Origin of the sequence: Legionella sp. 227 (genome assembly GCF_043161935.1) — a bacterium.
GTDB classification, from domain to species: Bacteria; Pseudomonadota; Gammaproteobacteria; order Legionellales; family Legionellaceae; genus Legionella; species Legionella sheltonii.
Genome location: NZ_CP171154.1, coordinates 121,665 through 147,324 on the forward strand (window position 1 = coordinate 121,665; position 25,660 = coordinate 147,324).

Genomic DNA, 25,660 nt, shown 5'->3' on the forward strand with positions numbered 1-25,660 from the left:
AAGGTATAAAGAGGAAAGGGTTACGTTAAAAAGTAACCCTTTCATTTTTGAATTATACGACTTCTACTACGCATTTATTTGCCTCTAGTACACGTTTCTGTTCCAAGCGTGTTGTCTGATTGCAATGCCCAATTGGATTGCAATGAACCATCTGGCTTCACTTCAATCATTTGAATTCCTATTGTATCGGGCTTTCTAGGATCCCAGAATGAAGCTGAAATAACGTTCGTTAAATTGGGATGCATAACACCGGTACCATAAAGAACCGGATCACCAGCACTAGTATCCCATTCTAAAGTAAATGTATCGCCTGTTTTTGTAATACTCATTGGATAAGAGACCGTATTATTTGCAGCATCAGTGCGTTGGCATTGATAATTCCCCAGCACAGAAGAAGTACTGTTATTACTAGTACTTGTAGCAGTACCTGCATTAGTTGTGGTGGAACCAGAATTGCTTGTCGTGGTGTTGGAATTGCTTGTACTTGGGTTATCTGCATAAGCTGTAAGCGTTGACAGGGATAATGCAGTAACTAAATAAACATTCTTAATCACAGTTTTCATAATAAATTCCTTTTCTCATAATCACCTTTATACGCGTTAATTCTATTGTTGCGTTACTTTGGTGCACGTTTCAGTACCACCCTTATCCTTATTACTTTCTGCAAAAACACCATCCAAAGAGCCATCGGGTTTAATTGTGAAAATTTGGACTGTTGTTACCGTTGGCGATTTAGGTTGCCAAAAAATATAGCCAATTGCATTAGGGACATCTTTATTAAATATTCCCTTACCAATGTAATATGGAAATACACTTCCGGTAGGAATACCTGAAACTTTATAAACATCCCCATTTTTTTTAAATACTACGGTTTCAGTTCCGTCATTGGGAGTAGTAAATGGATCATGATAGGAGCATTTATAGGATCCCGAAATATCAGGTACATCTGCAGAATAGACACTGGAGGATACCGCCAAAACACCTAACATTGTTGCTAGAGAAAGCTTATTAATGGCACGCATAAGAACTCCTTTTCTTAATAACTTAAAATGATTTTAAGGTACATAAGTTAATAATAAATATATGTTACTCAATATGGAAAAGCAAATTTCAAATAGAATAATTTTTAGATTAAAAATTGATTTCAAATTGCAAACGTTGATTTGTAGATTTTTTAGAAATGAGTTCGGTAACCCATAAAAAAATAATTATGAGTCTATATAATGCATCAGAAAAATATCACCACTTGGGAAAGGCACATGCGCGATTGTTCAATGGCCCATAGAGGGAGTTTCCCAAGAGGAGCTAAAATCTTCTGAATCGGGTGTTTGATTCTCTTCAAGAAAATTAATTAATTTTTTTAATCGACCCTGGCTTACGGCTAAGGTTTCAAAAAAACCTAATTTCACTGATTTGCCATTAATTGCTGCTAATTTTCTTTTTTCTGCTGCCTGACATTTTAATAACTCCCATTCAGAATGTACTGAAAATGAATTTTTTGAATCATCACTGAAATTGAACTGCTCAATATATTTTTCCATGCAAAAGGCATAAGTTGCAGCATGGACAATTTTTGCCTCAGTGGGAGACAGTATTCGAGCTTGCATTTTGACCAAGAAGGCAAAACGCCAAATCGCTGTAAAAGACTTATCTTTTTGGCTGTTAAAATCCTGATTCAATAAACGAAGGGTTTCTTTTACTGAGGCATCCTGTTGCTCTAAAAAAGCTGGCTCACCTCTAGATTGGTGAATAAAAGGATAAATCCAACGATTTTCATTCGTCGCATTAAGGAAAGTTTTACGCTCTTTAGGTAATAAATGAGCCGCATTATGCAATGCATCAATTTCTTTAATTGAGCGCATATTAATGTAATCATCATGAGAACTGAAAAATTGAGTACACTCCAAAGTGTGCTGAGTAAGCCAGTTAAAAATTGCCAATTCAGAACGTCTCTCTTCATCTGTCGTATGATAACGAAAATAAATCAAGGATGGGATTAATGCGAGTTGCTTCGAAGTACAATGTTTATACATTAAATAAAAAATGGACCTGAGCAGAAACATGATGTCTTTAAGTTTCTCAATTTCTTGTCGCCTGTTTGCAGTAATTTTCTCATTCAACTTTAAAAATGGATAATGTTCCAGTTGACTGACCTCAACATAGCCGAGCATCCGACTCGCACGAATAAATAATGGCATAAGCTCGGTAATCTTCAATGAGTCATTCGTCACTGACAGGCGATTAAAATGATTTTTTAATTCTTCATACAAAACAGGATGGTGAAAATCAGCATTCATTAAGCCAACTTTCACCAAGGATTGTTGTAAAGTAAGCCAAGGCATGACATATGCCGCAGTATTCCATTGCGCACTTTGTTCACAAGGAATATTACGAATAACCAAATTCCAAAATTGATTCGTGAGTTCGTTCACAGGAATCATCATATCGGAATCCAAATCAAATTGGTCATTAAGCGGTTCAAATAGCTCAGATAGTTTGGAGATGAGGGCAAGAACTTCTGCAGGAGTTTTTAATGGATCGATATTACTTCCAAGCTCTATAACCTGCTTTTTAAACTCGCCGACCTTCATCTTCTACCTCCTGTCTCATTGAGCTACGATCAATTTCATGAACTAAAATCTAACACAGAATGATGGGCTTTAGTCAACAATTAATTCAAATGACTGACATTTTAGTTAAACGGATGACAAAATATACATTTTCTTAAACTCTAAAGGTATGTCGTTTATTTTCAATTTTTCAAGGACTTAAAAACAACTCAGCCTGTTTTCTTAAAGTGGATTACCAACACTCTTGCCATGGTCTATAATCACCGCTAAGACATCATTATTCCCTCATCAACTCATCCTTATTTTTTGTAAGAAATTTTCCAGGAAGTGTATTTCAGCAACTATTATGGCAATATAATCAGTTTGTTATCACTGCATAGTATTTTATTGCGTACGAAGGATGTCTACTTAAAATGTTTGATTTTACCGGAAGTTATACAGATCAATATCAATTGACGATGGCACAGGTTTACTTTTTAAAAGGCCACCAAAATACTACCGCGGTCTTTGATTATTTTTTTAGAAAACTTCCATTCGGTTCGGGATACGCTGTTTTTGCCGGTTTAGCAGACTTATTGGAAATATTAGAAAACTATCATTTCAATGAATCTGATATTCAATTTTTAACAAGTAAAGGGATGCATCCTGAGTTTCTTGAGTATTTGAAAACCTTTCGCTTTAATGGGACTATTTACGCTCTATCAGAAGGAGATATCGTTTTTCCTACTGCACCCATTGTGACCGTAGAAGCCAATATGCTCGAGGCGCAACTGATTGAAACTATTCTTTTAAATTTACTTAATTTTCAAACTCTTATCGCGACAAAAGCAAGTCGAATACGACACGTTGCAGGAGATTGTCACTTAGTTGATTTTGGTTTACGTAGAGCACAAGGCCCGGGAGGGTATTATGCCAGCCGCGCGGCGATTGTTGGTGGGTTTGATGCAACCAGTAATGTCTGTGCAGGTCGTGATTATGATATTCCTATTTCTGGAACTATGGCACATTCATTTATCCAAAGTTATGACAGTGAATTAGCTGCATTTCGGGATTTTGCTGAAATCTGGCCTAATAATTGTACCCTGCTTGTTGATACATACAGTACCCTAGAAAGCGGTGTACCTAACGCAATTCGCATAGGCAAAGAAATGGAGCAACAGGGACATCGATTGCATGCAATCCGCTTAGATAGTGGTGATTTGGCAGATTTGGCAAAAAAATCACGACACATGTTGGATGAGGCAGGCCTGCATTATGTAAAAATAGTTGCATCCAATCAATTAGATGAATCGAAAATTAAAATCCTGCGTGAACAAAAAGCACCTATTGATATTTTTGGTGTGGGCACAAATTTGGTTATCGGCGCCCCAGATGCTGCTTTAGATGGAGTATATAAACTGGCTTTTGCTAATGAAAAACCACGACTTAAACTTTCTGAATCAACAACTAAAATCACTTTACCTTATAAAAAGCAAGTATTTCGCTTACTGCATCAAGATGCCTTTTTAGGTATGGACGTTGTTGGACTTATGGATGAGACGAAATTAGATAAAGTCTATGCCCCTTTTGAAATGGAGCAATTATTATCTCACGATCATTATCGACAAGAACCTCTATTGCAAAAAGTCATGGAACATGGCAAGCGGCTTATGCCATCAAAAACGTTACAGGAAATCGCCCAATACAGTAAAACACGATTGAGTCAACTACCTGAAGAATACAAACGGGATGATAAACCAAGCACCTATCGGGTGGGGTTAAGCGAACAACTGACGCTCCAACGTAATGAACTCATTAAAAAATATAAAAATGAGTTCTAAAAGCCCCCACTGTGATTTCCTGGTTGCTACTCAGGATTAGCACCACACATCCAATCAACCTGGAGTAGAACACTCATAAAATATCGCTTCTCCCCTTGGGGAGAAGATGCCCTCAGAGCGGATGAGGGTATCATATAATTAACCTCCCCCCCTGTCCCTCTCTCGAATCGGGAGTGGGGATTTTATGCCAACCGCCGAGCTTACCTGCCTAGCCTAAGCATAATCCCCAATCTACAAAGTCACTGTTCCTCCGACCAACCGAATCTCCGACCTCATTGCTGCCGAAACCCGATCACCGGGTAAGACAATTCCTACTAAATTCAAAGGATCTGCGGATGAAATAATTTGCGGCATCTCATCCAGTTCTTCATTTCGCATCGCCCGTAAAGAGTCTACAGCATAAGCTAATGCAAATTGTTCGCCTAAAAATCCATCAACAAAACGACCACCACGTACTTCACCACGTAATTCAAGGCGTCTCAAGAAAATCAATAGATCACGCCAACGTGGAATATTTTTCTCGCGCACAAGCAAATCACGAAATACCACCCCATAGCGTTTCAATAACATCCAACATGCAGCTTCCACTCGTTTCTCTTGATCTGCTTGCGCATGCACATGCAATAAAGACCAACGTCCCGTACTCAGTGGAAACAAAGGTCTCCGTCGATGTCGGCTGCTGTATTTACGTTTTGTACTAATCAGGGTGCGTACATTATCAAAACTGTCTGCTGTGACCATACCCGCTGCGACCAATTCCCATAAACCATTTTCTACTTCTACTTTCAGATTTCCCGTCCCACGGACGATATCGGCGTAGAAGGAAGCACCGTATTTTTGTAAAAATTGGTAAATATTACGTGCAGGATGGCTTAAACTCTCCACCTCTTCAATATTATCAACAAGTGCATGTGGTGGAATCCAATCGGCATCCTCTCGCACAAAAAACGTAATCGGTGCATTTCGACTAGGTGATAAACGTCTTGATTTCTTCGTTTCTTCGTCCAGAACGGCTATCGAAGGATGAGGGGACACACGCCCCCAACCGACAAGACCACTCATACATAATTTATCTAACATCAACAGATCATAATCGTGTACCCGTGCAGGAAAAATATCCGATTCCCATGCATTGGCCGCAAGCTCAAAGCCTTGAAGTTGCTTGATCACCTCCAACAGTCCACTCTCTCCGCGTAATTGATTTCCTTTTGCCATGTGTTGCCATTTGAGTAACCAGGCCATAAATTGAGCTCGAGTAACGGGTTTAATCTGTTTACGTAACGATTCTGTAGTGTAACGATGGATACGTGCTAGCAAACGCCGTTCACACCATTCGATTTCACCAGCACACTCTGCTCGAAAGCTCCCACGCAATAGATAACCACTGGCTTCCAATTTTAATAAGGCATGTTCGACATCCAAGGGTGGAAGTCGCAAACAATCAGCGAGTGTCTTTTGAGTGATTGGTCCTGTATGCGCAAGCCAGCCACGAATTGCTTTCAAGATACCCTCATCTTGTGTGCATGACTCTTCCTCAATATCAACCATTTCGTTGCTAAATAGTGCTTGTGGAAAAATACAGTGAAAAGTCTTCTTTTTTTCAGCAGGGACATAATAATTTTTGTCTGTAACCCTAGCTAATACCGCTCGTCCTTCGAGCTGCAATTCAATAAAATATTTTTTCCAAATAGGTAAGGTTGCTTGATACTCAGAGAAGTGAATCGTTTCGGGAAAAACAATCACTGTTTGCAATACATCATGCAATTCATCTGCAGAGCGAATATCTGGCCAAGCTTGTTGCTGAACTTCGGTCACTGCTTTGGGGTCTAGCTTACCTACTTCTTCCAACAATGATTCAGGGAGTACACGGCGCATTTCTACTGCTCGTGAACGTCGCTCCTCTAAAGGAGCATCATCTAAAAAGGCATAAGGATTAGCATTTAAAATTTCATGAGAAAATACAGAAGGTACTGGAGTATCTACCGCGAGACACTTAATGTTTTTGGATTCAATAGCATGGATCACTTCCGTTAAGCCATCAATGTCTAAAGCTTCTGTTAGAATATCTTTCATGGTCTCTTCGATAAGGGGATGTTCAGGCAACACTACATCCCGCCCCCCCAAATTATCCTGACATGCTGCTGCATCTGGAAAAACAGCCGCCAATAAGTCATCCGCCAACATCCGTTGAATGTTTGGAGGCGTTTTTTTACCACCACGAAAACGTAATAATGACAAGGATCGGGAAGCGACAGCACGAAAGCGCACACCTAATAAAGGGGATTGCAAAACCGCTTGGGTAACGACGTCTTTTAAGGTATTGGTATGTAAAAAATGGAACACATCCGACAGAGGAAAGCTGTGTTGTTCTGCCAAAGAGATATTTAACCCATTATCAGTAGCCGCGGCTTGCAATTCAAAATTAAATGATCGGCAAAATTTCTTGCGTAAAGCCAATCCCCAAGCCTTATTAATACGGGCACCAAAAGGTGCATGGATGATCAGTTGCATGCCGCCGCTTTCATCAAAAAAACGTTCTGCAATGATTGTTTTTTGTGTCGGAACCGCGCCGAGAATTTGCCGTCCTACACGGACATACTCTAATAATTGTTCTGCAGCGGCATGATCTAAACCACAATGACGCATCAACCATTGAATGGCAGCCTTAATTTCAGGGTAATGCTTGATATCAACAATTTTTGGACTTTTTTCTGGCAACAATTCACTAATTTTTTCACGCATCTGCGAAACGTGTTGTGATAGTTCAATGCTTCGTGCCGGAGCTTCACCGAGCCAAAAAGGCACGCTAGGTGGTGCACCATGGGCATCTTCCACAAGTACACGCCCATTTTCAATACGTAGTATTTTCCAGGAATTCGTACCTAATAAAAAAATATCACCGCGATTACTCTCTACAGCAAAGTCTTCATCCAAAGTGCCTACCATAGCATTATCAGGCATGGCAATAACAGTAAACAAACCGTTATCCGGAATGGCACCTCCGCTCGTTATCGCTGCCAGTCGACTACCTCGCCGTGCCTTAATAACGTGATTCACTTGGTCTCTATGAATATAAGCGCCATAGCGTCCTCGTGATCCGGAAACTCCCTCAGACAACATAGTAAGAAGTTCATCAAACTTTTCCCATGTTAGATGATGATAAGGGTAAGCATTTTTAAAATGGCAATAGAGCAAGTTCTCTTCCCAATCCTGGGTGGCACATGCGGCTACTATTTGCTGCGCTAGAATATCTAAAGGCTCTTGTGGAATAATCAACTGATCCAAATCTCCTTGGCGTATTGCATAAACCAGGGCAGCACATTCTAATAATTCATCACGTGTTGTGGCAAAAATACGTCCTTTCGAAATGGCTGCATGCCAGTGCCCTGCTCTACCGATGCGTTGCAATGCGGTAGCAATAGCACGTGGTGATCCGATTTGGCACACCAAATCAATGCTTCCAATATCAATTCCCAACTCCAACGAGGCAGTGGCAACTAATACTTGGAGTTCGCCTTTTTTTAATTTTGTTTCTGCTTCCAGCCTTAGTTTTCGCGATAGGCTTCCATGATGAGCCAAAACCTTATGTTCTCCTAGACGTTGCTCCAAATGATGGGCAACCCGTTCCGCCAATTTTCGGGTGTTTACAAATACTAAAGTGGAACGATTTTCCCCAGCATAAGCGGCGATTTTGTCGTATAGTTCATCCCACATCTCATTGGAAGCAACAGCGGCTAACTCAATTTCAGGCACCACAACCTGCAAATCTAATTGGCGTGCATGTCCTATATTGACTAATTTCACGCTGGTCTTTTTAGCGCCTGTTAAAAAATGCGCTACCTTTTCCAAAGGTTTTTGAGTAGCAGACAATCCAATCCGAATAAATGGTTTGATGGTGAGTGCTTCCAAACGTTCGAGGGATAAAGCTAAATGCGCACCTCGTTTGTTATTTGCTAAAGCATGAATTTCATCGACAATTACTGTATGGATACCCGCTAAATTAACACGGCTTTTTTCTGCAGTGAGTAAAATATAAAAAGACTCAGGTGTAGTGATTAAAATATGTGGTGGCTGCTTGAGCATTTTTTGACGCTCACTGGTTGGAGTATCTCCAGTTCTCACCGCCACACGAATTTCTGGTAAATAAATACCACGTTCTTTGGCGAGTTCAGTAATTTCCTGAAGCGGTACAAGTAAATTTTTTTGCACGTCGTTACTCAGTGCTTTGAGAGGTGAAACATACAAAACCTCTGTCAGATCCTGTAAACTTCCAGATATCGCTTTGCGTACCAAACCATCTAAGCATGCTAAAAATGCGGCCAGAGTTTTTCCTGAACCCGTAGGTGAAGAAATCAGGGTATCATTTCCTGATAAAATAAAGGGCCATCCCTGCTCTTGCGGTTCTGTAGGTTCACCTACTTTTTGGATAAACCATTCCTGTACGAGCGGATGTGCCCAAGTCAGGCTTTGATGTTTTGTCGAACTCATGAAATTAATGATAAATGGGCAAATTCAATACATAGTATAGGCGATCTTACTGCCGTAGAGCAGTATCCTTTTTTGAGATTCTCCGCTCAGTCACGTCATTGCGAGTGCAACGAGGGATCTCCACCCTGTGGCACAGTGTAGATAGTTGTCCCCCTAATTATTATTCCGCCTCAACAAGAATTTGTTCGATTTCCTTATTTTTAAATACTACATGCCGATGCAAACCGACAGCAATTACTACTGGTGCTAACTCTTTCATTGCCTTAATTGCCTCTTCTTTTTGCTTCTCTGTGCTATTTGGATGTTCAAAAATATCGGCATTCGCTAAAAACGCCGCAATTGTGCCTTTCCTTACGATTTTGCCATCGATTAATGCAGTATCCACTCCATCAGGCAATATATCTTCAGGATGAATTGAATTATGATTTGACATACTTTTCTCCTATCTCTTATAGGATAACCAACCGGTTCTTATGGGTGACTTGATCTCATGCTCTCAACTATTTCAGATTCATCAGATCCTGGTTGTACCAGCTTTATAGTTTTCCTTAATTCCCCCATTAATTTGGTTTGCTTGGTAGCCCATAATGAGGACCCCACATGAATTTTCTTGTACTCCGAAATAATATTTTCCACACTTTTTTTGGTTTTTTGTATTATCTCAGGATCGAAATTGGTTTTTTGATTTTCTGCTTGCTCGGCTAATTCAAATCCCAGCTCTAAAGTATCTTGGGTTCTTTTATAATTTATACCTGTTCGCAAATATTTCTCTAACATGGGGCATGCTCTGTTTATTAATTGAATAATGAAGCATATTTTAGCATTGTTTGTTCATTAGCAAAACCAACCTCAGGTGAGCAAACATACAAAAAAAATCTGCGCATCGTTGCTCATAACATGACCGTATATTGAAGAAAAAGGAAATGGAAACAGTCCCTAATACAATAGAAAACGATTGCAGCGTATTTAAAATTACCACACAATCGCAGTTTACACCCACATCGGCTTTTGTTTATTAGGTAAAAAAAATGATTATCATAGTTTGTGGCACGTCATCCTCAGGGAAATCAACACTTTGTCATGAATTACAAAGTCGGCTTGGTGATGGCTGGCTCAGCTTTAGTACTGATGGGTATTTGGGCATGCTGGGTGATAAATTTGCGGGGTTACATCCTGACAATCCGCAAGTTTGTATTCCCAATGATATTTGCTATGCGCACCAATATGCCGATGGAACCTATGAAATCATGCCCGGGGCATTGTGTTCAAAACTCTATTTAACCATACCCAATGTCCTGAAGCTTCTTGCCGAACAAGGCTTCAGTATTATTGTTGACTCCTTTATTACAACTATTGATGAATTTAAAAGTTATAAAGAAACATTAGAAAAGTATGGAGTTTTATTTGTTTATCTTGATGCTTCTGAGGCAACGATTGCACAAAGAGAAGCTGCCAGGGGTGATCGATTAAAAGGATCAGCACTTCATTGGTTGAAGCGATTTAATTTTCAAGAACATTGCAATGTGTGCATTAATACTGAAAAAATGGATATACAGCAGATTGTGAATGAGGTTTTTCAGGTATTAGAAACACCTATTACGCTCCGCTAATCTGGGCAGCAAAATGATAATTAACGATAATATTACGTTTTTTTTACACCTATTGGACTATAAACTGATTTTTACACCCTATACAATCATCACACCCAATTCAAAGATGTTTGTTTAAGCATTTATGAACAATTATGTTGAACGAAGTATCCAGATTCCGGGTTTTACTCTTGCTTTAAAAATTTGGCATCCCGAAAAACCCAATCCTGTTTTGTGTTTGCATGGCAAACTGGATAACGCGGCAAGCTTTGATTTCTTGGCACCATTGCTGCCTGACAGACAGCTTGTTGCGGTGGATTATCCAGGTACCGGATTTTCCAGCCATTATCCTCCGGGGGTTATGCCGCATTGGAAAAATGATGCGTTGTTGATGTTGCATCTAATCAAAGCATTAAAATGGACGCATTTTGATATCATTGCCCATTCATTAGGCTCTTTGCTGGCCACAACCATTGCGATTGCCCAACCTGAGCGCGTGGGAAAATTGATATTTCTTGATATCTTGGGACCTAAGGTCAATTTTATTGAACAAGCAACAGCAAACTTGCAAAACGATGCAGCGCATTATTTATCCTATAACCCCCTACAAAGAACGCTGTTTACCGATCGTATTGCTGCCATCCATGATCGCATGAACATTGGTTCCATCAGTTACCAAGCTGCTGAGGCTTTAGTTGAGCGCGGTACTGTAAAAAATAAAGAGGGCTGGCGTTGGACTTTTGATAAACGTTTGCGTTGTGTCGCGTCGACCCTTCCATTTGAGGATGAACTAAGAGCGATGTTGCAAGCGATTAAAGCTCCATTATGTCTCATTCGGGCAAAACAAGGAGTACCTTATCCTGAAGAGGTTTTTCAAGCAAGAATGCGCGCAATCAAAAATTGTACGCTTTATGAGGTTGAAGGGGGGCATCATGTACATATGGATGATCCAGTACCTGTAGCCAAGATAATTGACCATATTTTAATCCATTAGATTATTTAAAAACCTGCAAATGCTCTTTTTTTGAAATAAATCGTTATTTTAAGATCTGTTTGTGCTAAAGTGAGCTACATTTTCTCGACAACAAAGAAAGATAAAATTTTTAATGTAAAGTAATGAGGTGATAAAATGGCATTTTTTAAGTGGAATTGGGGTGCAAAGAAAGCGGATCAAGTGAAAGCCGGATTAAAAAAATTTGGTTCATCCAAGCCCGACATCTATAATACAGTTCGTGATTTGAGGGTTGAATTAAAAGCTGAAGCAAATGAAAACCATTCTAAAGACATCATCAATGCGTTACAACAACTCGATGCTAGGTTAGATGAAATACAGCAAACCTTCAACAAAAACACCAATGAACCGATGAATGTCTTTCAATACGCGTTTTACTGTCGAGAATTTGCTGAAGAATGTCGATCAGCTATCTTGAGTTACGAGCCAACCTTAATGGCAGCTCCTGGCATTTGGAATAAGTTCAAAGCATACTTCAATGCCCTCGTGGAATATCTTGAGTTTCAGCCATTCTTTGAAGTGGAGAAAAGCACTCTTGGCTTAAAAGAGGATTTTAGGAAACAATTTAACACTACAAAACGCGATCTCATGCCCAAAAAGTCTCCTAGCGATTCTGAGGATGACCCATGCAGCTGCTTCTCAATGAAATTCTAATATAAAAAATTTTACTTGTAGCTTGAGAGCAGCGAAGTGTAATTCAACCCGGGAATTATATGGACTTACCCCGGGTTACGACTTCGCTTAATCCATGCTAAGAGTAAATCACTTCCTCATTTTATAATCTCTATTTTTAAATTCTTATCCTAATCCAACAGTGCTACTATTAATGAATTAAAAAATTTCAAAAGGAATTGTCTTATGCGCGATGTATTTGAAATAAACCCCTCTCTGCTCAGCCAACTCATTTTTCAGGAGTGAGCCCATGAGCCGCATCGTTCTTTTTACATCCGGATTAATTATCATATGGATAGTCGGCTACTTTCTTATTGTAGGCAGCCATGTGCTGATTCCTTTGGTCATTGCGGTTTTTATTTGGAATCTTCTCAATACCATCAGTAACATCATTCAGCAAATACCAAAATTAGGCGCCCTTCTGCCCAATTGGCTCAGTATGATTTTTGCATTTACAATCGTTGCTGTTTTAGTTTTTGTTTTTATTAATATCATTACCAATAATGTAAATAATGTCATCGCAGCTTCAGGTCGCTATCAAGAGCATTTATTAACAATTTCTAACGACATTGATCGAAAATTTCATATTGAACTGTTAGCAAGTATTAACAGCATGATCAAAACCCTAAACCTGCAAACCATTATTGTTAATGTTTATGGAGTATTCACTACTTTAGCAAGTTCAACTGTACTCATTTTATTGTATGTGGCTTTTTTGTTTGTGGAGCAGCATTTTTTCCTAAAAAAAATCGATGCGTTGTTCCCTACATTAGAAGGACGCCTACTGATTAACAACATCATTATTCACATTGTTAATAACACCCAGACATACTTGGGTTTGAAATCCATTTTGAGTATCAGCACTGCCATTGCCAGTTGGATTATTATGAAGTGGGTTGGATTAGATTTCGCGGAATTTTGGGCTCTGCTTATCTTTTTCCTCAATTTTATTCCCAATATTGGCGCGATTATCGCGATTGCCTTCCCAGCCTCACTTGCGATTGTCCAATTTACCGGATGGATTCCTTTTACTGAAATCATTATAGGCTTAGGCGCAGTTCAATTTGTTGTAGGAAATTTAATTGAGCCACGTTACTTAAGTAACTCATTGAATCTAAGTCCCTTAGTCATCTTAATTGCTTTAGCAGTTTGGGGCGCGATATGGGGAATATTAGGCATGTTTCTCTCAGTGCCTATTACCGTAATGATGATGATTATCTTTGCTCATTTTGAAAAAACCCGCCCTATCGCGATTCTTTTATCTCGAGACGGGGATGTCTTTAAAACTTATGAACTCTTACCTATGGAAAATTTACCCGAACAAGATTGGATTCAATATTAGGAGGTTTCCTTTCCCTCCTGGGGAGAAGGCGCCCTTTAGGGCGGATGAGGCCATAATTCAGTGCCCCTCACCGTACTCCTCCCCAAATCATGGGGAGGAGAATTTTTAAACCCGCGGCAATAACAAAACCGTTACTTACTCTGAGTTTCCCAAAATGCGATGTGAGCACCTGTAGGATCTTTAATAATTGCAAAACTACCCATATCGCCTACCTGAGTAACTCCTTTTACCTCATGAGCTCCGTTTTGCTTTGATTTTGCCAGAGTATCTGCAAGATTATTCACCAGAATATAAGCCATCCAATGTGGGGGTATTTCTTTTTGTTGATTTGCCGGAATTTGCCACATACCACCAACATCCTTATCTTTAGTTTGTATCAGCGTATAAGTCATCGTTTCGTCAGAATGGATTTCTTTAAATTGCCAGCCTAGTACTTTGCTATAAAACTCTTTCGCCTTGTGTACATCGGCAGTAGCTAACTCATTCCAACAGAATTGTCCCATAGAATGTTCTGACATGATTCATTCCTTTTATGATTAGAGGTGTTTGAATAATAGCTTATAATTTCTAAAGATGTTAGAAAGTATGAGCTAAAAAACAAATAACAAGAAAGTTATCGCCTCATAAGAAATTGAATGACTATTAAAGCGATTATGATGAATAAAGGAGCCAAGAGAGATAAATTCCCTCTATTAATCGGTTTGGTTCCCGTGTTCACATTAACAGCCAGGCTGTTTAAGTTAGTTGAATCATAAAAAGTATCTTTATCGACAATAATTGCCTGAGGCGGCAATTGCTCTGATTCCGTTTTAGTACGGTTGGTCTTTTTGACGGCGGTACCTATGGCAAGAAACTCAATTAAGCCATTCCCTAATTGATACACATAGGTTTTAACGCCCACCACATCATCTGCCCCTATGGCCTGTGCTTCTTCATTGATAATTGCCAAGGCATTTTCGCGGGCTTGATAAATCAACCGCGTCAGCTCATTAATTTCTCCGCGGACAAATGCTTTAATTGCAGAGGTAATTCCACCTACTAATCCTAAAGAATAAACCGATGTACCCAAAAGTAACTTCATAGGAGCATAACCTAAACGCGCCATATTCCACATTTCAATATTCGTCATGTCACTAGTAACTACATCATTATCCATAGCCGTGATTAATTGCGGATTTTGCGAAGCAGTTCCTATCATCAGCATTTCACTGACGCCACCAAACGGAAGAACGGTTGTCTTAATACCCAGTACTGCGTTCGCTTTATATTGTCGCGCATGGGCGATAATACGATTTAAGGCCAAGTGCCTGGTTTTATTGAAAATATCAGAGTACTCCTTGATTTCACCCCGAGCCAACGTTTTTAAACTGCCAATTATCCCTCGACCTAAGCCCATAGAATAGGCTACATTGCCAAAAGCAAAACAAATTGGTTTGTACCCGGCATCAAGCTGGGCATATAATTCCTGTCCATCTGCTGAAGTTGAAAACTTGTTCTTATCAGCCCCGCTGTCAGCATAAATCACCGAACCTATTGATAAAAATTCAATATTGGCTCCATGCATTATTAATTGGCTGGTGACTCCAGTGATCCCTGTTGCATTTTTGCTAACAGCCTCCTCTAACATTCGTTTATATGCAGTTTCCCTACCCTCTTCTATAAGTGAAGTAATCTGCGTTAACTCACCACCTAATATCGCTTTAAAACCAGAACCGACACTGCCTATAACCCCCAAAGAATGAACACTATTTCCAACAACTATAGTTCCTGGAGAGTAATTTTTAAGCTGTAAACAATATATTTCATTCCCAGATAATCCAGTTGTAACAGCCATAATTTAATCCTTAAAATTATAATTTTATATACATAGTTTAGAGTATTTTTGTAGTATATAGAGTCTATTTGCATTCTACTTTTTTAGCTCAAATGACGTGCTCTTAGGACTCTGCCCCACGTCATCCCGAGTCCAGCGAGGGCTCCTCATGATGTGGCATACGGTATTAGGATGGGAAATCCCATGTTGGACTTGGGATGACGAGGTTAATGTTGTAAAAATTTCGGGGGCACGAAATCATTTTTAATGCCTATCTAATGGAGTAAATGAGTTTTGAACAGTAATACAATTAAAATTGTTTTTTGCATTCTTACTGCAACCCCATTTACTGCAATTGCCGATAATGATATTTGCTCTGATTTATTAAATCTTATAAGTGCTCCGAGTAACGTGAATAGCCCTTGTTCCATTCCCTTTAAAAAGGTATTCACTGAATTAAACTACATTGATCAACAATTGCCTTATCATGCAGGTGTCCAACAAAATGTTCCTAATGCGAATATTCGTATGGGTTTACCAGCAAATAATGAACTTTTTGTTCTTCCATCCACCTACATTGATCAAAAAACTTTTCCAGGAACAGGAAGTACGGATATTCGCTTTGGTTTAAAACACACCATCACCTATAAAAATGATTGGGTCTTTGCCTTGCAAGGAATTGCCGATACGCCGACTGGAAGTGCTGCTTATGGCAGCAATCACTGGGGTATCACCTTCAATGGGATTGCCTACTATGAAATTAACGATCAATTTAGCATTACCGGACAACTGGGTATAAGCAGACTCAGTGATCCCAAACTGAGTGGCGGCAATTATTTCAATACAATCAACCCTGATATTTCTTTGGGTTTCTCACCAAGTGCCAAAGTTTCTCTTTATGTAGAGGTCTATGGTCAAAGTAAAATTAGCGCGAATCAAAGTGCGGGCTTTAACTTTGATGGGGGCATCTTATTTCTAGCACTCCCTAATACTGTATTGAATCTCAGTGGAGGACAACAGTTATACAATTATTTAGGTGGTTTTATGCATTACGTCAATTTAGGCATTGCTGTCATGTTGTAATCGGGTCTGTTCGTCCTCCCGAGTACATCAAGGGATTTCCTATCATCACACCGAGCTACTGCGGGGAGTTCCCTCATTGCGCTCGGGATGACGTGGCGGGGGAAATGGACGAACAGACCTTAAGCAAATACCAAAGTTGTTTGTTGCGATTCATCCTGATTTAAAAGGCGATAAACATCTTGAGTATCGTTTTTAATATCATGTTGTTTTTGATACACATCGTATAATCGATAAGCCACATAGAGACAGGTTAAACCCAAAGCAACTGGCCAAGATGCTGCGGCTGCAGTGATAATAAAGGCGATTCCTCCCACATTAAAAGCTAAGGTTTTCCAAAATTCAAGACAATTTTTGTCGCATTCAGCATTCAATTTTTTTAAAAGTTGGTGATGATGTTGATCATCTAAAACTGCACCATTTGCCAATTCACGCCGTACCGCAATTAAAGATTTTTGATATTTTTTGTATTCTTCCGCAGTATTATACATAGCATTACCCAGCAAACTAAACAGTGCGAGTCCTGCCAAAGACAGTGGACCTGTGCATAACAAACTGATGGCAAAACAGGTGGCAATTAAATTTGCAGCAAGAATGTTGATTGTAAAATAGGTGCATTGAGCCTCCCATTCGTCATTTAACACATCGATTTGTCGTTGAATAACCGCGTGTTCAAAAGGGGTTGCATCTCTGAGTTGCACCTGTAACTCCTGTAAACGATTTTGATATTTGCTGGCTTCGAAAAGCCATTGGGCTAAATATAAAAGCGTGTCAAACGTTAGAAATGCGAGGGTTATTACTGAGGCAGCTGATTCTGCAATATGAAAAAACTTATTATAGGTAGTAAGTAACCCGACTACAGACCATACCAAATCACTCGCCATAGTAAAGCCACGCTTTTCCAGTTCTTGCTGCAATACTTTTTTTGTTGATAATTCATCACTTATTGCAGACTCGATAATATGCTTCATCAAAAGAATCATATTAATAAGAAAACGAAGTGCATAGAGAAAAATACCCAAATCCGTAATGGCTTCACGAGATTTATTTAAAAAGTTAATCCCTTCGATAAAGCTGTACTGATTACCAAGTAACTTATTAAGGTCTTGAATTATCTCAGAAAAAGAACTTTTTTGAAGATAAATAATTGCATAGTTTGCAAAACCGCGGCTATAAGAAAATTGAGAACGGAACGTATTTATATTGCCGAAATATGTGCGCAATTTAGAAATACTGGTTAATGAAGACAAATTCGACCGTATTTTCTCTACTATAAACTCAGGCAAACCATCAATCGATTTTTGTTTTTGCACAGGAGTTACTTTATAAAGTGTTTCGAGGTCTTGACGAAGTTTTTTAAATTTCTCCAAATCAGAGCCAACATAATCCAATTGGTAATAAGAAATCAATAAATCGCACAGAAAGTACAAATAAAGCACGGTAAAATGATCTTCATTCCAAAGAGATTTATTCGAGACAACTATTTGATATAACGATGACAGTTCAGACTTTAATCGATCCAAATTAAAATCTTCTTCTTTGAAAGAAAAATCAATTTTTTTAAATGAATTATTAAAAAAAGTATGTTTTATGAGACTTATTTTTGTTTTTCCCATAAAAAATCATTCAGGTGAAGTGAGATGAATGGCTCAATTGTACTACGAGTTACCAAAAACAGCTTAAAACAATAGTGTTAAGTTTCTGAAAAAAAATAGTTAAAAAATAGAAAAAATGCTGCAAACTCGAAATCAAGGAAAAAAATTTAAGAACAGAAGTACCCCCTTTTTTTTCTAAAAACTAATTGATACACTCACTGCCCAAATGTCCATAAATCCGAGATATAAAGTTGATTCTTGATGCAAGTAATTCATCTGATTTTAACGAAATGAATTCATCAAAAAAAGAGAAAGTAGTTATTATCATTCCAACCTATAATGAAGCGTCAGTCATTCAAACGACAATAGAACAAGTTTTTGCATCGGTAGAGACAACAGCGCGCTATGAAATACATATTTTAATTTTTGATAGTGACTCTACAGATAACACCCAACAAATCGTTGCTGCATTACAAAATAATTATCCAAATTTACATTTATGCAACGAAAAAACAAAATCCGGGCTTGGCTCTGCTTATTTGCAAGCCATGAATTATGCTTTAACCTCTCTGGATGCTGAGATCATTTTTGAATTTGATGCCGATCTTTCCCATCAGCCCAAGTACATTCTCCCTATGTTGGACATGTTGCAAACCTGTGATTGTGTATTGGGCAGCCGTTATGTAAAAGGCGGCAGCATTCCTAAGGATTGGGAATTTCATCGTAAGTTATTCTCTATCTTAGGTAATTATGTTGCTAGAGCCGTTCTTACTCCTAAGTATAAGGATTTTACCAGCGGTTTTCGGGCTACTCGACGACAACAGCTTTTAAAAATTCTACCTCGTAGCTTCCTTACGAACCATTACGCATATAAAATACAACTGTTATGGCTTTTGCATAAAAACAAAGCAAAAATTCGTGAATATCCCATTGATTTTATCGATCGAAATGAAGGATACAGCAAACTGCCTAAAAACAGCATTGTTGATTCATTACGCGTTGTTTTTACACTACGGTATCATGAAATCAGGCGCTATTTAAAAATGTGCCTTGTTGGCTCTTTGGGTATCGCTGTACAATTTATTACTTATAATATACTGCGTGAATATTTTCAATTTTCTCCTTTTCAAGCCGCACAAATTGCAGTATGTGCAGCAATTATTAATAATTTTATTCTGAATAATAAAATTACTTTTGCTGACAAAAATAAAACAGCTTGGTCGTTAAAATTAAAACGTCTGCTCCTATTTACCCTCTACTCAGTTTTTATTATTAACCTGCAAAGTTTTTGGCTGCGGTTTGGTATCCTTTGTTTTGGTGAGGGACCCTTGCGAGAAAATATCATCATGGGTGCAGGCATAGGTTTAATGTCGCTATTAAATTACTATGCTTATTCTCGTCATATATGGGCAGAAAAATTTGTTCATAGTCATTAAAGGTAGCGCTGTTCATGATTCGGAATCGGCAGGGGATCAGTTCATCCCATGTCCAAAGTGGAAGGAATAGACTCGGCATGTCCAAAAGCAAGGTAATTTCAAGGGACTTCTTTAATTTGCAAAAAATTTATCCCTATCTCATTCTTTATTTTATTCTTTTATTGTTGATAGCACCAATAAACATCTTGTCGCTTGATACTTTTTATTATTGGGATTGGAGCCGACACCTCGCCTTATCCTATTATGATGGCTCTCCAATGATTGCTTATTTTATTAGGCTTTCAACTTCATTATTTGGCCATAATCTCTTTGCTTTGTGTTTTGTGGGCATTACCATAACTGCAGTCACATGTGGCATTATTTATAAATGCGGCCGATTTTTTTTATCCCACGAAGCAAGCTGCATCGCAATGCTGTCATGGCTCTTTTCACCGCTGGTCACCCGCGATATATTGAAACAAACTACCTATGACACCCCGCTTATTTTATTTTGGGCATTCACCCTTTATTACACTATTAAATTTATCCAAACGAGTAAAACAAGGGATCTCTATTTTATAGGGATCAGTGCCGGACTGATGATGCTATCCAAATACACGGGCATTGTTTTAATTCTTTCGCTACTCATTTTTTTAATTTCCACTCCGTACCGTTCAATTTTTAAAACAAAACATTTTTATTTTGCTATTTTTCTTGCCATCATTATTTTTAGCCCGGTTATTTTCTGGAATTATCAAAATCACTGGCAATCATTTATTTACCAGTTAACCACCCACAAACTCAATCTTTCAACGTCTCCTTTTCTCCATACAATCAAAACCTTTTCCAGCATATTTGTTCCATCCTTGAACATCATGCTTCTTCCTCCCTTTTTTGTGCGAAATAAAGAGTTGGATGAGAAAAAAGCACTGATGGTGAAGTTATGTCGGATTATTTGTTTCACTTTCCTCGGTTTTTACTTATATACAGCAAGCAAAGCGGAGATTAGAGATTTTTGGCTTACACCTTATTTAATGAGCAGCGCGCTTTTATTGGGATATGGATTCACCACATTTCATTACCGAAAATTGGCAATGGCTTTGATCGCTTCCTATGCCGTAATTAGTCTTTTTGTTTTAATTGACAATACGTCAAAATTTAATTTATTCAACTCAAAAAAACTTGTTTTCTATCATTTAATTCAAAAATTTAATGCTACAAACCCTAAATTACCGGACACAATTTTCACTTCCGGCTGGTTTGCAGCACGCATGCTCTTTTTCCTTCACAATAAACCTACCATTTATACTTTAGGCTGTGGCACCGCAAAAAATCAATATGCATTATGGGGTAATGACATCAATCAACGAATTACAGACAAAACATTAAAAGAGGCGTTCTATATTGATCGCTATGACAGGTCAATTTGTTTGGAAAAATATTTTGATCATTGTCAAAAGCTACCTACCACTACTTATACTTTTAGGCATAAGCAATATGCACTTTATGTGTATCAATGTAAAAATTTTTAGAACATATGTGCAACCGGAATGATAGGTAACACTTTAGGGCCTAGAAATTTTATTCTGTTACCTATCATCCCGGTTTAAAGTGTTACCCATCATTCCGGTTGCACAGTTAAGGCGGTTGAGGGTATTGACTGCGCTAAATGCCTCCTCAACCTGCCCCTCTCACCCACAATGAATCACAAAGAATAAAATCATAGAGTTTACAGTTGCCTCATCTTCTTTTAATGTATTCATCAAATTATGTTACCATCCATGTTATTAGAACTTGATAAGGAATATCGATGCTTAAATTATTCTTTCTTTTTATGGCCTTGTTTTCTTCGGTTTGTTTTGCTGATGAAAAAGAAATCGCGATTACTATGGATGACCTACCTCTTGTTGCTTCAAGAATGAATAACCCAGGAAATCGGCAGCGCTCCACCGAACGTTTTACTGCAATTGTGCAAACATTCCAAAAATATAATGTTCCAGTGATAGGTTTTGTGATTGCAGGAGCTATAGAAAAGGGTCAATGGGAATTTCTTGAACAATTTCGAAAAGCAGGTTTTATGTTAGGTAATCATACTTATTCACATTATGACCTGGATCAAATCAGCGCTGCAAAATACATCGCTGATATTGATCGTGCGGATAAAATTCTTACCCCGATAATGACCACACCCAAATATTTCCGTTACCCCTATCTGGCGGAAGGCAATAAAGGCAAAAAACAGGAAGTATATGATTATCTTAAAAAGCATGATTACACGATTGCCCCCGTCACCATTGATTCTAAAGATTTTGACTTTAACGAAATGCTTTATAAAGTCCCTTATCGCTCACGCGTGAACTACATTCAAAAAATAAAACCGCGTTATCTGGCCTATATATGGAAACAAACATTACGAGCCGAGAAAGAGGGTAAAGGCAGAAAACAAATCTTATTAATTCATGCGAACCTTTTAAATAGTTATGTATTAGGCGATATTTTGGAAATGTATCAAAAGAATGGATATAAATTTATCAGTTTAACAGAGGCACTGAAAAATCCGGCTCCGGGCATCAAATTTTCTCCTACCCAGAAAAAAGATACTTTGGGAGAGACGCTGGAAAATGAACTCATCGATCTTCCTAAACCAAAACAAAATTATGTGACACCTGAGTAACAGTCTCGCTGCGGTTAAATTAAGTAACAGAGCCATTCCCGCGTAAGCGGGAAATCATCCTTGAGTGAGTTTGGGTTCGATTAGAGAGCGATCTTCCCGTGAGAGATAACAATTTTGTATGCAATGACTTTATGATGCTTCGCTGAATTCAAGAGATACCAAGCTACAAAATGATTCTAAGTGGCTCGACCAGATTACACACAGACGTAATCTGGATTAAAGGTTCATTTGCGTAGTTCTCGGTGCTAATACGAGCTACAATCTTACTAAGCAAGATCATTTTTCTAAACAGGAGGTTATATGTTAATACTTGCTATCGTTTTGTTTCTTGCTGCAGCACTCGGTGGCCTCTTTCTTTTAACAGCGGTACTACAAGATAGGCCTGTTAATCACGCTGTGAAAACCCTCCACGGAATTTGTGCAGGATTAGGATTGGTCATTATAATCGTTTACATGCTTGCTTTTATGACAGGACAGGCGTTAATCCTTAGAGTTAGCTTCATCATCTTAATTGTTGCTGCATTAGGCGGATTAACCTTCGTATCGCTTGCTAAGAAAGGGAAACCGATTCCGAAGGTAGTAGTAATTGTCCATCCAATAATTGCCATCGCCGGATTAATTGCTTTGATAATCTATGTACTACCCTAGATATGTAGATCATTACTTCAAATATGCTGCGTTTCGGTGCTCGAAAACGCAGCTCTTTAGCCCGAGCTGAGGAATTTCCTAATTACTCTGGTTCAAATCTGTTTTTTAAACGTTCACGAAGAGATTCTACCAACACTTTAGATGCTTTGTCTGGTGATCCTGAATTAAAAGGAGGCTCAGGATCATACTCGAGACCAAGTTGTAAACTTTGTGCGATGTTTTCATCGGTAAGTTTCGCAGCAAGATAGAAAGCCATATCAATACCCGCCGATACTCCAGCGGCAGTAATGATTTTTCCATCTTCGACAAATCGTTTATGAGTAGGAATGGCTCCCCAATGGCTTAGCCGATTCATCACTGCCCAATGGGTTGTTGCCTTAACCCCTGACAAAACTCCTGCTGCCCCCAGGATCAAACTCCCAGTGCACACTGAAGTAGTCCATAAAGTATTTACATGAATTTTTTTAATCCACGTGAGTATTTCAGAACACTCACGTAATGCAGTCGCATTACCTGCGCCCGGAATCAGTAGAACATCAGTATGCGAAATATCGTTTAATGCATGCTCAGCAATGAGAGTAAGCCCCGAACACGTACCTACTGGTCCCTGATTCAAGGCCACTCTGTGCACTACAACTTCTGGTAAGCGACTAAGCACCTCATAAGGGCCAATTGCATCCAGAGCCGTCATTCCTTCATAAAATAAAAAAGTAATGTGTAGTGGCTTATGCATTCCATTTATCCCTTCTTAACAAATTGAGATTTTAATTTCATGGCACCAATACCCTCAATTTTACAATCGATATCATGGTCACCTTCGACCAAGCGAATGTTCTTTACTTTCGTGCCAACTTTTACTACCTGTGACGAACCTTTGATTTTTAAATCTTTAATTACAGTCACTGTATCTCCGTCTTGGAGAACTTGCCCATGCGCATCTTTAATAATGCGTTGTTCATTCTGGCTTTGCTCTTCTGCGGCATCTTTCGCCCATTCGTAAGAACATTCTGGGCAAATTAATTGATTTCCATCTTCATAAGTATACTCTGAATTACATTTAGGGCATTGAGGTAGTGAACTCATATTTTTCCTATTCAAAGACTTACAGTATACCAAAAATGGGACTAGTCTCCTACACCAGTAATAAGCAAATGCCGTTGTTGTGGTTGATATCGATGCTCATAAAGATAAATTCCTTGCCATGTACCCAAAGCTAATTTCCCGTCGTATATCGGAATAGTCAAGCTGCTTTGAGTTAAGACCGTACGAATATGTGCGGGCATATCATCTTTTCCTTCAATGACATGTTTGAAAAGAGGATCGCCATCAGGAACTAATCGGACTAAGAAGTTTTCCAGATCCCTACGAACTTGGGGATCATAATTCTCACAAATGATTAAAGAGGCACTGGTATGCTTGAGAAATAAGTGGCATAAACCATGTTTTATTGTCATGTTTGAGAGAAAAGACGTTACTTCGGGGGTAATATCCTCAGTTCCACGACCTTGAGTATTAAAAGTAAGAGCAAATTGTTCGATTTTCATAAGAGTAAGGATTTATTCATGACTTCATTTACTATCGCAAAATTTAGGTCATGATTCAAAGCAAATTATCAGGCTCTTCCAAGGCCCCCTTAACTAGAACTGTTTTGTGTCGGGATTTATCTCCTCGTTTTAAGGTGACTTGCCTTACAGGTACTTTAAAAAGCTGTGCAACAAACTGCAACAGTGCTTTATTAGCACGACCTTCAATGGGTGGCGTATTTAAACGGATCTTAAGTGCTCCTTCATGAATGCCTACAATTTCTGTTTTTTTGGCACCTGGCTGCACATATAAATGAAGAGTTAAACCTTCCACATCGCGGTGATACCACACAGTACAATAATCCCTTGGTTTTTTATGGCACAAATTAAATGATTAAAGAAATTCCCCTCATCCGCCCTAGCGGGCTTCTTCCCCTCTTAGGGGCTTTGTTGAAAAAATCGTACGTCATTCACGCAAAGGCGGGAATGACATATATGTGGTTTGGTAATTAACGTATTCTTCTAAACTATTTTTTTCAACAAAGTTCCCCTTTGAGAGGAAGGGAAACTTTAAGTGTAGCCTTGTCTCGCCTGACAGCAAATTATTTTAATTGCTAAAGCTAAAATAAGACGCCACTTTTCCCATAGTTTCAACGGCACCGTTATAAGTTTTGCCTAATAAACTCATTTCAGCCTGAGCCTTACCTCGATTGAGCTCATCCATTTGTTTTTCTGCTTTTTGCATTTCTTGAGTATGGTTGAAAAACGACTCAGTATGAGTCGCAACACTGACTCCATTTTTGCCGATTTGAGATTGAAACCATGATTTTGCTTTAGGCGCAGGATGCTCTTTAGTAATGAGGCGCACTGGAAGGGTACCATCGCTTAGCTCTATGGCCAGATTATCTCCTGCTTGTTGTAATTTCTCCAGTAGAGCAGCTTCATCTGTCGCTATTGCATGACGAATGGTGGTATCGCGAATGATCACAAACATTTTAGTGTAAGCTGCTAGCTTGGTTTGTTTCGCATTATCCATATTTTTCTTGGCAGTGACGTAGGCTAATTGATCACCTTCCATAATAATGCGCGGATCTCCAGCAAAAAATTGCAGAATATCAGATCGACCTGTAGATAAAATTGCACCTATAGTTGTTTGGGTCGGCCCAGAACCTTGATTTTCAAAAATCAGATCAGGTTGTTTTGCAATAAAACGAATCAAATCTAATGGTGGTACAACAGCAAGAACAACTCTTCTGAGAAGCGACCGTCCATTAGTATCTACTGCATTCACCAATTCCGGGTGTTTGGTAATCAGTTTTTCTACTTGGTCATATTTTTTTTCAGCCACAGCTTGCCATAGTGATTCTTCTTGAGGTGACATATTTTTCTCCCTATCCTAAAAAATAGGTCATATTATAC

General features: G+C 38.7%; 24 protein-coding genes. 10 read left to right on the top strand and 14 right to left on the bottom strand.

The features are described from left to right. Positions 1 to 74: 74 nt before the first annotated feature. The 3 genes from ACF8MK_RS00525 to ACF8MK_RS00535 all read right to left on the bottom strand — a co-directional run bounded on the left by ACF8MK_RS00525 (position 75) and on the right by ACF8MK_RS00535 (position 2,591). Positions 75 to 563 (bottom strand): hypothetical protein, encoded by a 489-nt coding sequence (locus tag ACF8MK_RS00525; protein WP_392537724.1) that lies wholly within the window; start codon positions 561 to 563, stop codon positions 75 to 77. A 42-nt stretch (positions 564 to 605) separates the two neighbouring features. Continuing rightward, complete coding sequence (locus ACF8MK_RS00530) at positions 606 to 1,022, bottom strand: hypothetical protein (protein ID WP_392537725.1); 417 nt, start codon at positions 1,020 to 1,022, stop codon at positions 606 to 608. Positions 1,023 to 1,271: 249 nt separating this feature from the next. After that, a complete protein-coding gene (locus ACF8MK_RS00535; protein WP_392537726.1) occupies positions 1,272 to 2,591 on the bottom strand; it encodes a hypothetical protein in 1,320 nt (439 codons plus the stop codon). Between the two features lie 392 nt (positions 2,592 to 2,983). On the opposite strand from ACF8MK_RS00535, the gene ACF8MK_RS00540 reads away from it, so the two are divergent. Further along, complete coding sequence (locus tag ACF8MK_RS00540) at positions 2,984 to 4,390, top strand: nicotinate phosphoribosyltransferase (protein WP_392537727.1); 1,407 nt, start codon at positions 2,984 to 2,986, stop codon at positions 4,388 to 4,390. A 231-nt stretch (positions 4,391 to 4,621) separates the two neighbouring features. Here the strand turns inward: ACF8MK_RS00540 and ACF8MK_RS00545 are convergent, their stop codons facing one another. The 3 genes from ACF8MK_RS00545 to ACF8MK_RS00555 form a co-directional block, all read right to left on the bottom strand. Beyond that, the gene (locus tag ACF8MK_RS00545; protein ID WP_392537728.1) at positions 4,622 to 8,878 is read right to left on the bottom strand and encodes a DEAD/DEAH box helicase; all 4,257 of its coding nucleotides are present in this window, start codon (positions 8,876 to 8,878) and stop codon (positions 4,622 to 4,624) included. A 160-nt stretch (positions 8,879 to 9,038) separates the two neighbouring features. Continuing rightward, positions 9,039 to 9,311, bottom strand: a complete 273-nt coding sequence (locus ACF8MK_RS00550) for a hypothetical protein (protein ID WP_392537729.1) — start codon at positions 9,309 to 9,311, stop codon at positions 9,039 to 9,041. Between the two features lie 38 nt (positions 9,312 to 9,349). Next, the gene (locus ACF8MK_RS00555) at positions 9,350 to 9,655 is read right to left on the bottom strand and encodes a hypothetical protein (RefSeq protein ID WP_392537730.1); all 306 of its coding nucleotides are present in this window, start codon (positions 9,653 to 9,655) and stop codon (positions 9,350 to 9,352) included. Positions 9,656 to 9,906: 251 nt separating this feature from the next. On the opposite strand from ACF8MK_RS00555, the gene ACF8MK_RS00560 reads away from it, so the two are divergent. From ACF8MK_RS00560 to ACF8MK_RS00575, 4 genes are all read left to right on the top strand, one after another. Next, positions 9,907 to 10,488: an AAA family ATPase gene (locus ACF8MK_RS00560; RefSeq protein ID WP_392537731.1), complete on the top strand. Its 582-nt coding sequence runs from the start codon at positions 9,907 to 9,909 to the stop codon at positions 10,486 to 10,488. 124 nt (positions 10,489 to 10,612) lie between these two features. Then, a complete protein-coding gene (locus ACF8MK_RS00565; RefSeq protein WP_392537732.1) occupies positions 10,613 to 11,461 on the top strand; it encodes an alpha/beta fold hydrolase in 849 nt (282 codons plus the stop codon). A 135-nt stretch (positions 11,462 to 11,596) separates the two neighbouring features. Beyond that, on the top strand, positions 11,597 to 12,133 hold the full coding sequence (locus tag ACF8MK_RS00570; RefSeq protein ID WP_392537733.1) for a hypothetical protein: 537 nt from the start codon (positions 11,597 to 11,599) through the stop codon (positions 12,131 to 12,133). A gap of 268 nt (positions 12,134 to 12,401) precedes the next feature. Then, on the top strand, positions 12,402 to 13,493 hold the full coding sequence (locus ACF8MK_RS00575) for an AI-2E family transporter (protein WP_265703014.1): 1,092 nt from the start codon (positions 12,402 to 12,404) through the stop codon (positions 13,491 to 13,493). Between the two features lie 131 nt (positions 13,494 to 13,624). Here ACF8MK_RS00575 and ACF8MK_RS00580 read toward each other — a convergent pair whose 3' ends face one another. Continuing rightward, positions 13,625 to 14,011, bottom strand: coding sequence for a VOC family protein (locus ACF8MK_RS00580; protein ID WP_392537734.1), 387 nt, complete (start codon positions 14,009 to 14,011; stop codon positions 13,625 to 13,627). Between the two features lie 95 nt (positions 14,012 to 14,106). After that, positions 14,107 to 15,327 carry a heavy metal-binding domain-containing protein gene (locus ACF8MK_RS00585; protein ID WP_392537735.1) on the bottom strand — a complete coding sequence of 407 codons (1,221 nt, stop codon included), beginning with the start codon at positions 15,325 to 15,327 and terminating at the stop codon, positions 14,107 to 14,109. A gap of 273 nt (positions 15,328 to 15,600) precedes the next feature. Here ACF8MK_RS00585 and ACF8MK_RS00590 point away from each other — a divergent pair, with 273 nt between their 5' ends. Next, positions 15,601 to 16,389: a transporter gene (locus tag ACF8MK_RS00590; protein ID WP_392537736.1), complete on the top strand. Its 789-nt coding sequence runs from the start codon at positions 15,601 to 15,603 to the stop codon at positions 16,387 to 16,389. Positions 16,390 to 16,508: 119 nt separating this feature from the next. Here ACF8MK_RS00590 and ACF8MK_RS00595 read toward each other — a convergent pair whose 3' ends face one another. Further along, positions 16,509 to 18,002, bottom strand: a complete 1,494-nt coding sequence (locus tag ACF8MK_RS00595; RefSeq protein ID WP_392537737.1) for a hypothetical protein — start codon at positions 18,000 to 18,002, stop codon at positions 16,509 to 16,511. Positions 18,003 to 18,232: 230 nt separating this feature from the next. Between ACF8MK_RS00595 and ACF8MK_RS00600 the strand changes: the two genes are divergently transcribed. The 4 genes from ACF8MK_RS00600 to ACF8MK_RS00615 all read left to right on the top strand — a co-directional run bounded on the left by ACF8MK_RS00600 (position 18,233) and on the right by ACF8MK_RS00615 (position 22,718). Then, positions 18,233 to 19,417 carry a glycosyltransferase family 2 protein gene (locus ACF8MK_RS00600; protein WP_392537738.1) on the top strand — a complete coding sequence of 395 codons (1,185 nt, stop codon included), beginning with the start codon at positions 18,233 to 18,235 and terminating at the stop codon, positions 19,415 to 19,417. 77 nt (positions 19,418 to 19,494) lie between these two features. Next, a complete protein-coding gene (locus ACF8MK_RS00605) occupies positions 19,495 to 20,928 on the top strand; it encodes a glycosyltransferase family 39 protein (protein ID WP_392537739.1) in 1,434 nt (477 codons plus the stop codon). Between the two features lie 278 nt (positions 20,929 to 21,206). Beyond that, positions 21,207 to 22,070, top strand: a complete 864-nt coding sequence (locus ACF8MK_RS00610; RefSeq protein ID WP_265703020.1) for a polysaccharide deacetylase family protein — start codon at positions 21,207 to 21,209, stop codon at positions 22,068 to 22,070. A gap of 300 nt (positions 22,071 to 22,370) precedes the next feature. Further along, complete coding sequence (locus ACF8MK_RS00615) at positions 22,371 to 22,718, top strand: hypothetical protein (RefSeq protein WP_392537740.1); 348 nt, start codon at positions 22,371 to 22,373, stop codon at positions 22,716 to 22,718. An 82-nt stretch (positions 22,719 to 22,800) separates the two neighbouring features. Here the strand turns inward: ACF8MK_RS00615 and ACF8MK_RS00620 are convergent, their stop codons facing one another. The 5 genes from ACF8MK_RS00620 to ACF8MK_RS00640 form a co-directional block, all read right to left on the bottom strand. Continuing rightward, a complete protein-coding gene (locus ACF8MK_RS00620) occupies positions 22,801 to 23,451 on the bottom strand; it encodes a DJ-1/PfpI family protein (protein ID WP_392537741.1) in 651 nt (216 codons plus the stop codon). Between the two features lie 5 nt (positions 23,452 to 23,456). Beyond that, entirely contained in the window at positions 23,457 to 23,801 is a 345-nt protein-coding gene (locus ACF8MK_RS00625; protein ID WP_265703023.1) for a zinc ribbon domain-containing protein YjdM, read from the bottom strand. 41 nt (positions 23,802 to 23,842) lie between these two features. Then, positions 23,843 to 24,262, bottom strand: coding sequence for a secondary thiamine-phosphate synthase enzyme YjbQ (locus ACF8MK_RS00630; protein ID WP_265703024.1), 420 nt, complete (start codon positions 24,260 to 24,262; stop codon positions 23,843 to 23,845). 55 nt (positions 24,263 to 24,317) lie between these two features. After that, on the bottom strand, positions 24,318 to 24,593 hold the full coding sequence (locus ACF8MK_RS00635) for a DUF167 domain-containing protein (protein ID WP_392537742.1): 276 nt from the start codon (positions 24,591 to 24,593) through the stop codon (positions 24,318 to 24,320). A 255-nt stretch (positions 24,594 to 24,848) separates the two neighbouring features. Next, a complete protein-coding gene (locus ACF8MK_RS00640; protein ID WP_392537743.1) occupies positions 24,849 to 25,622 on the bottom strand; it encodes a hypothetical protein in 774 nt (257 codons plus the stop codon). Between the last annotated feature and the right edge of the window lie 38 nt (positions 25,623 to 25,660).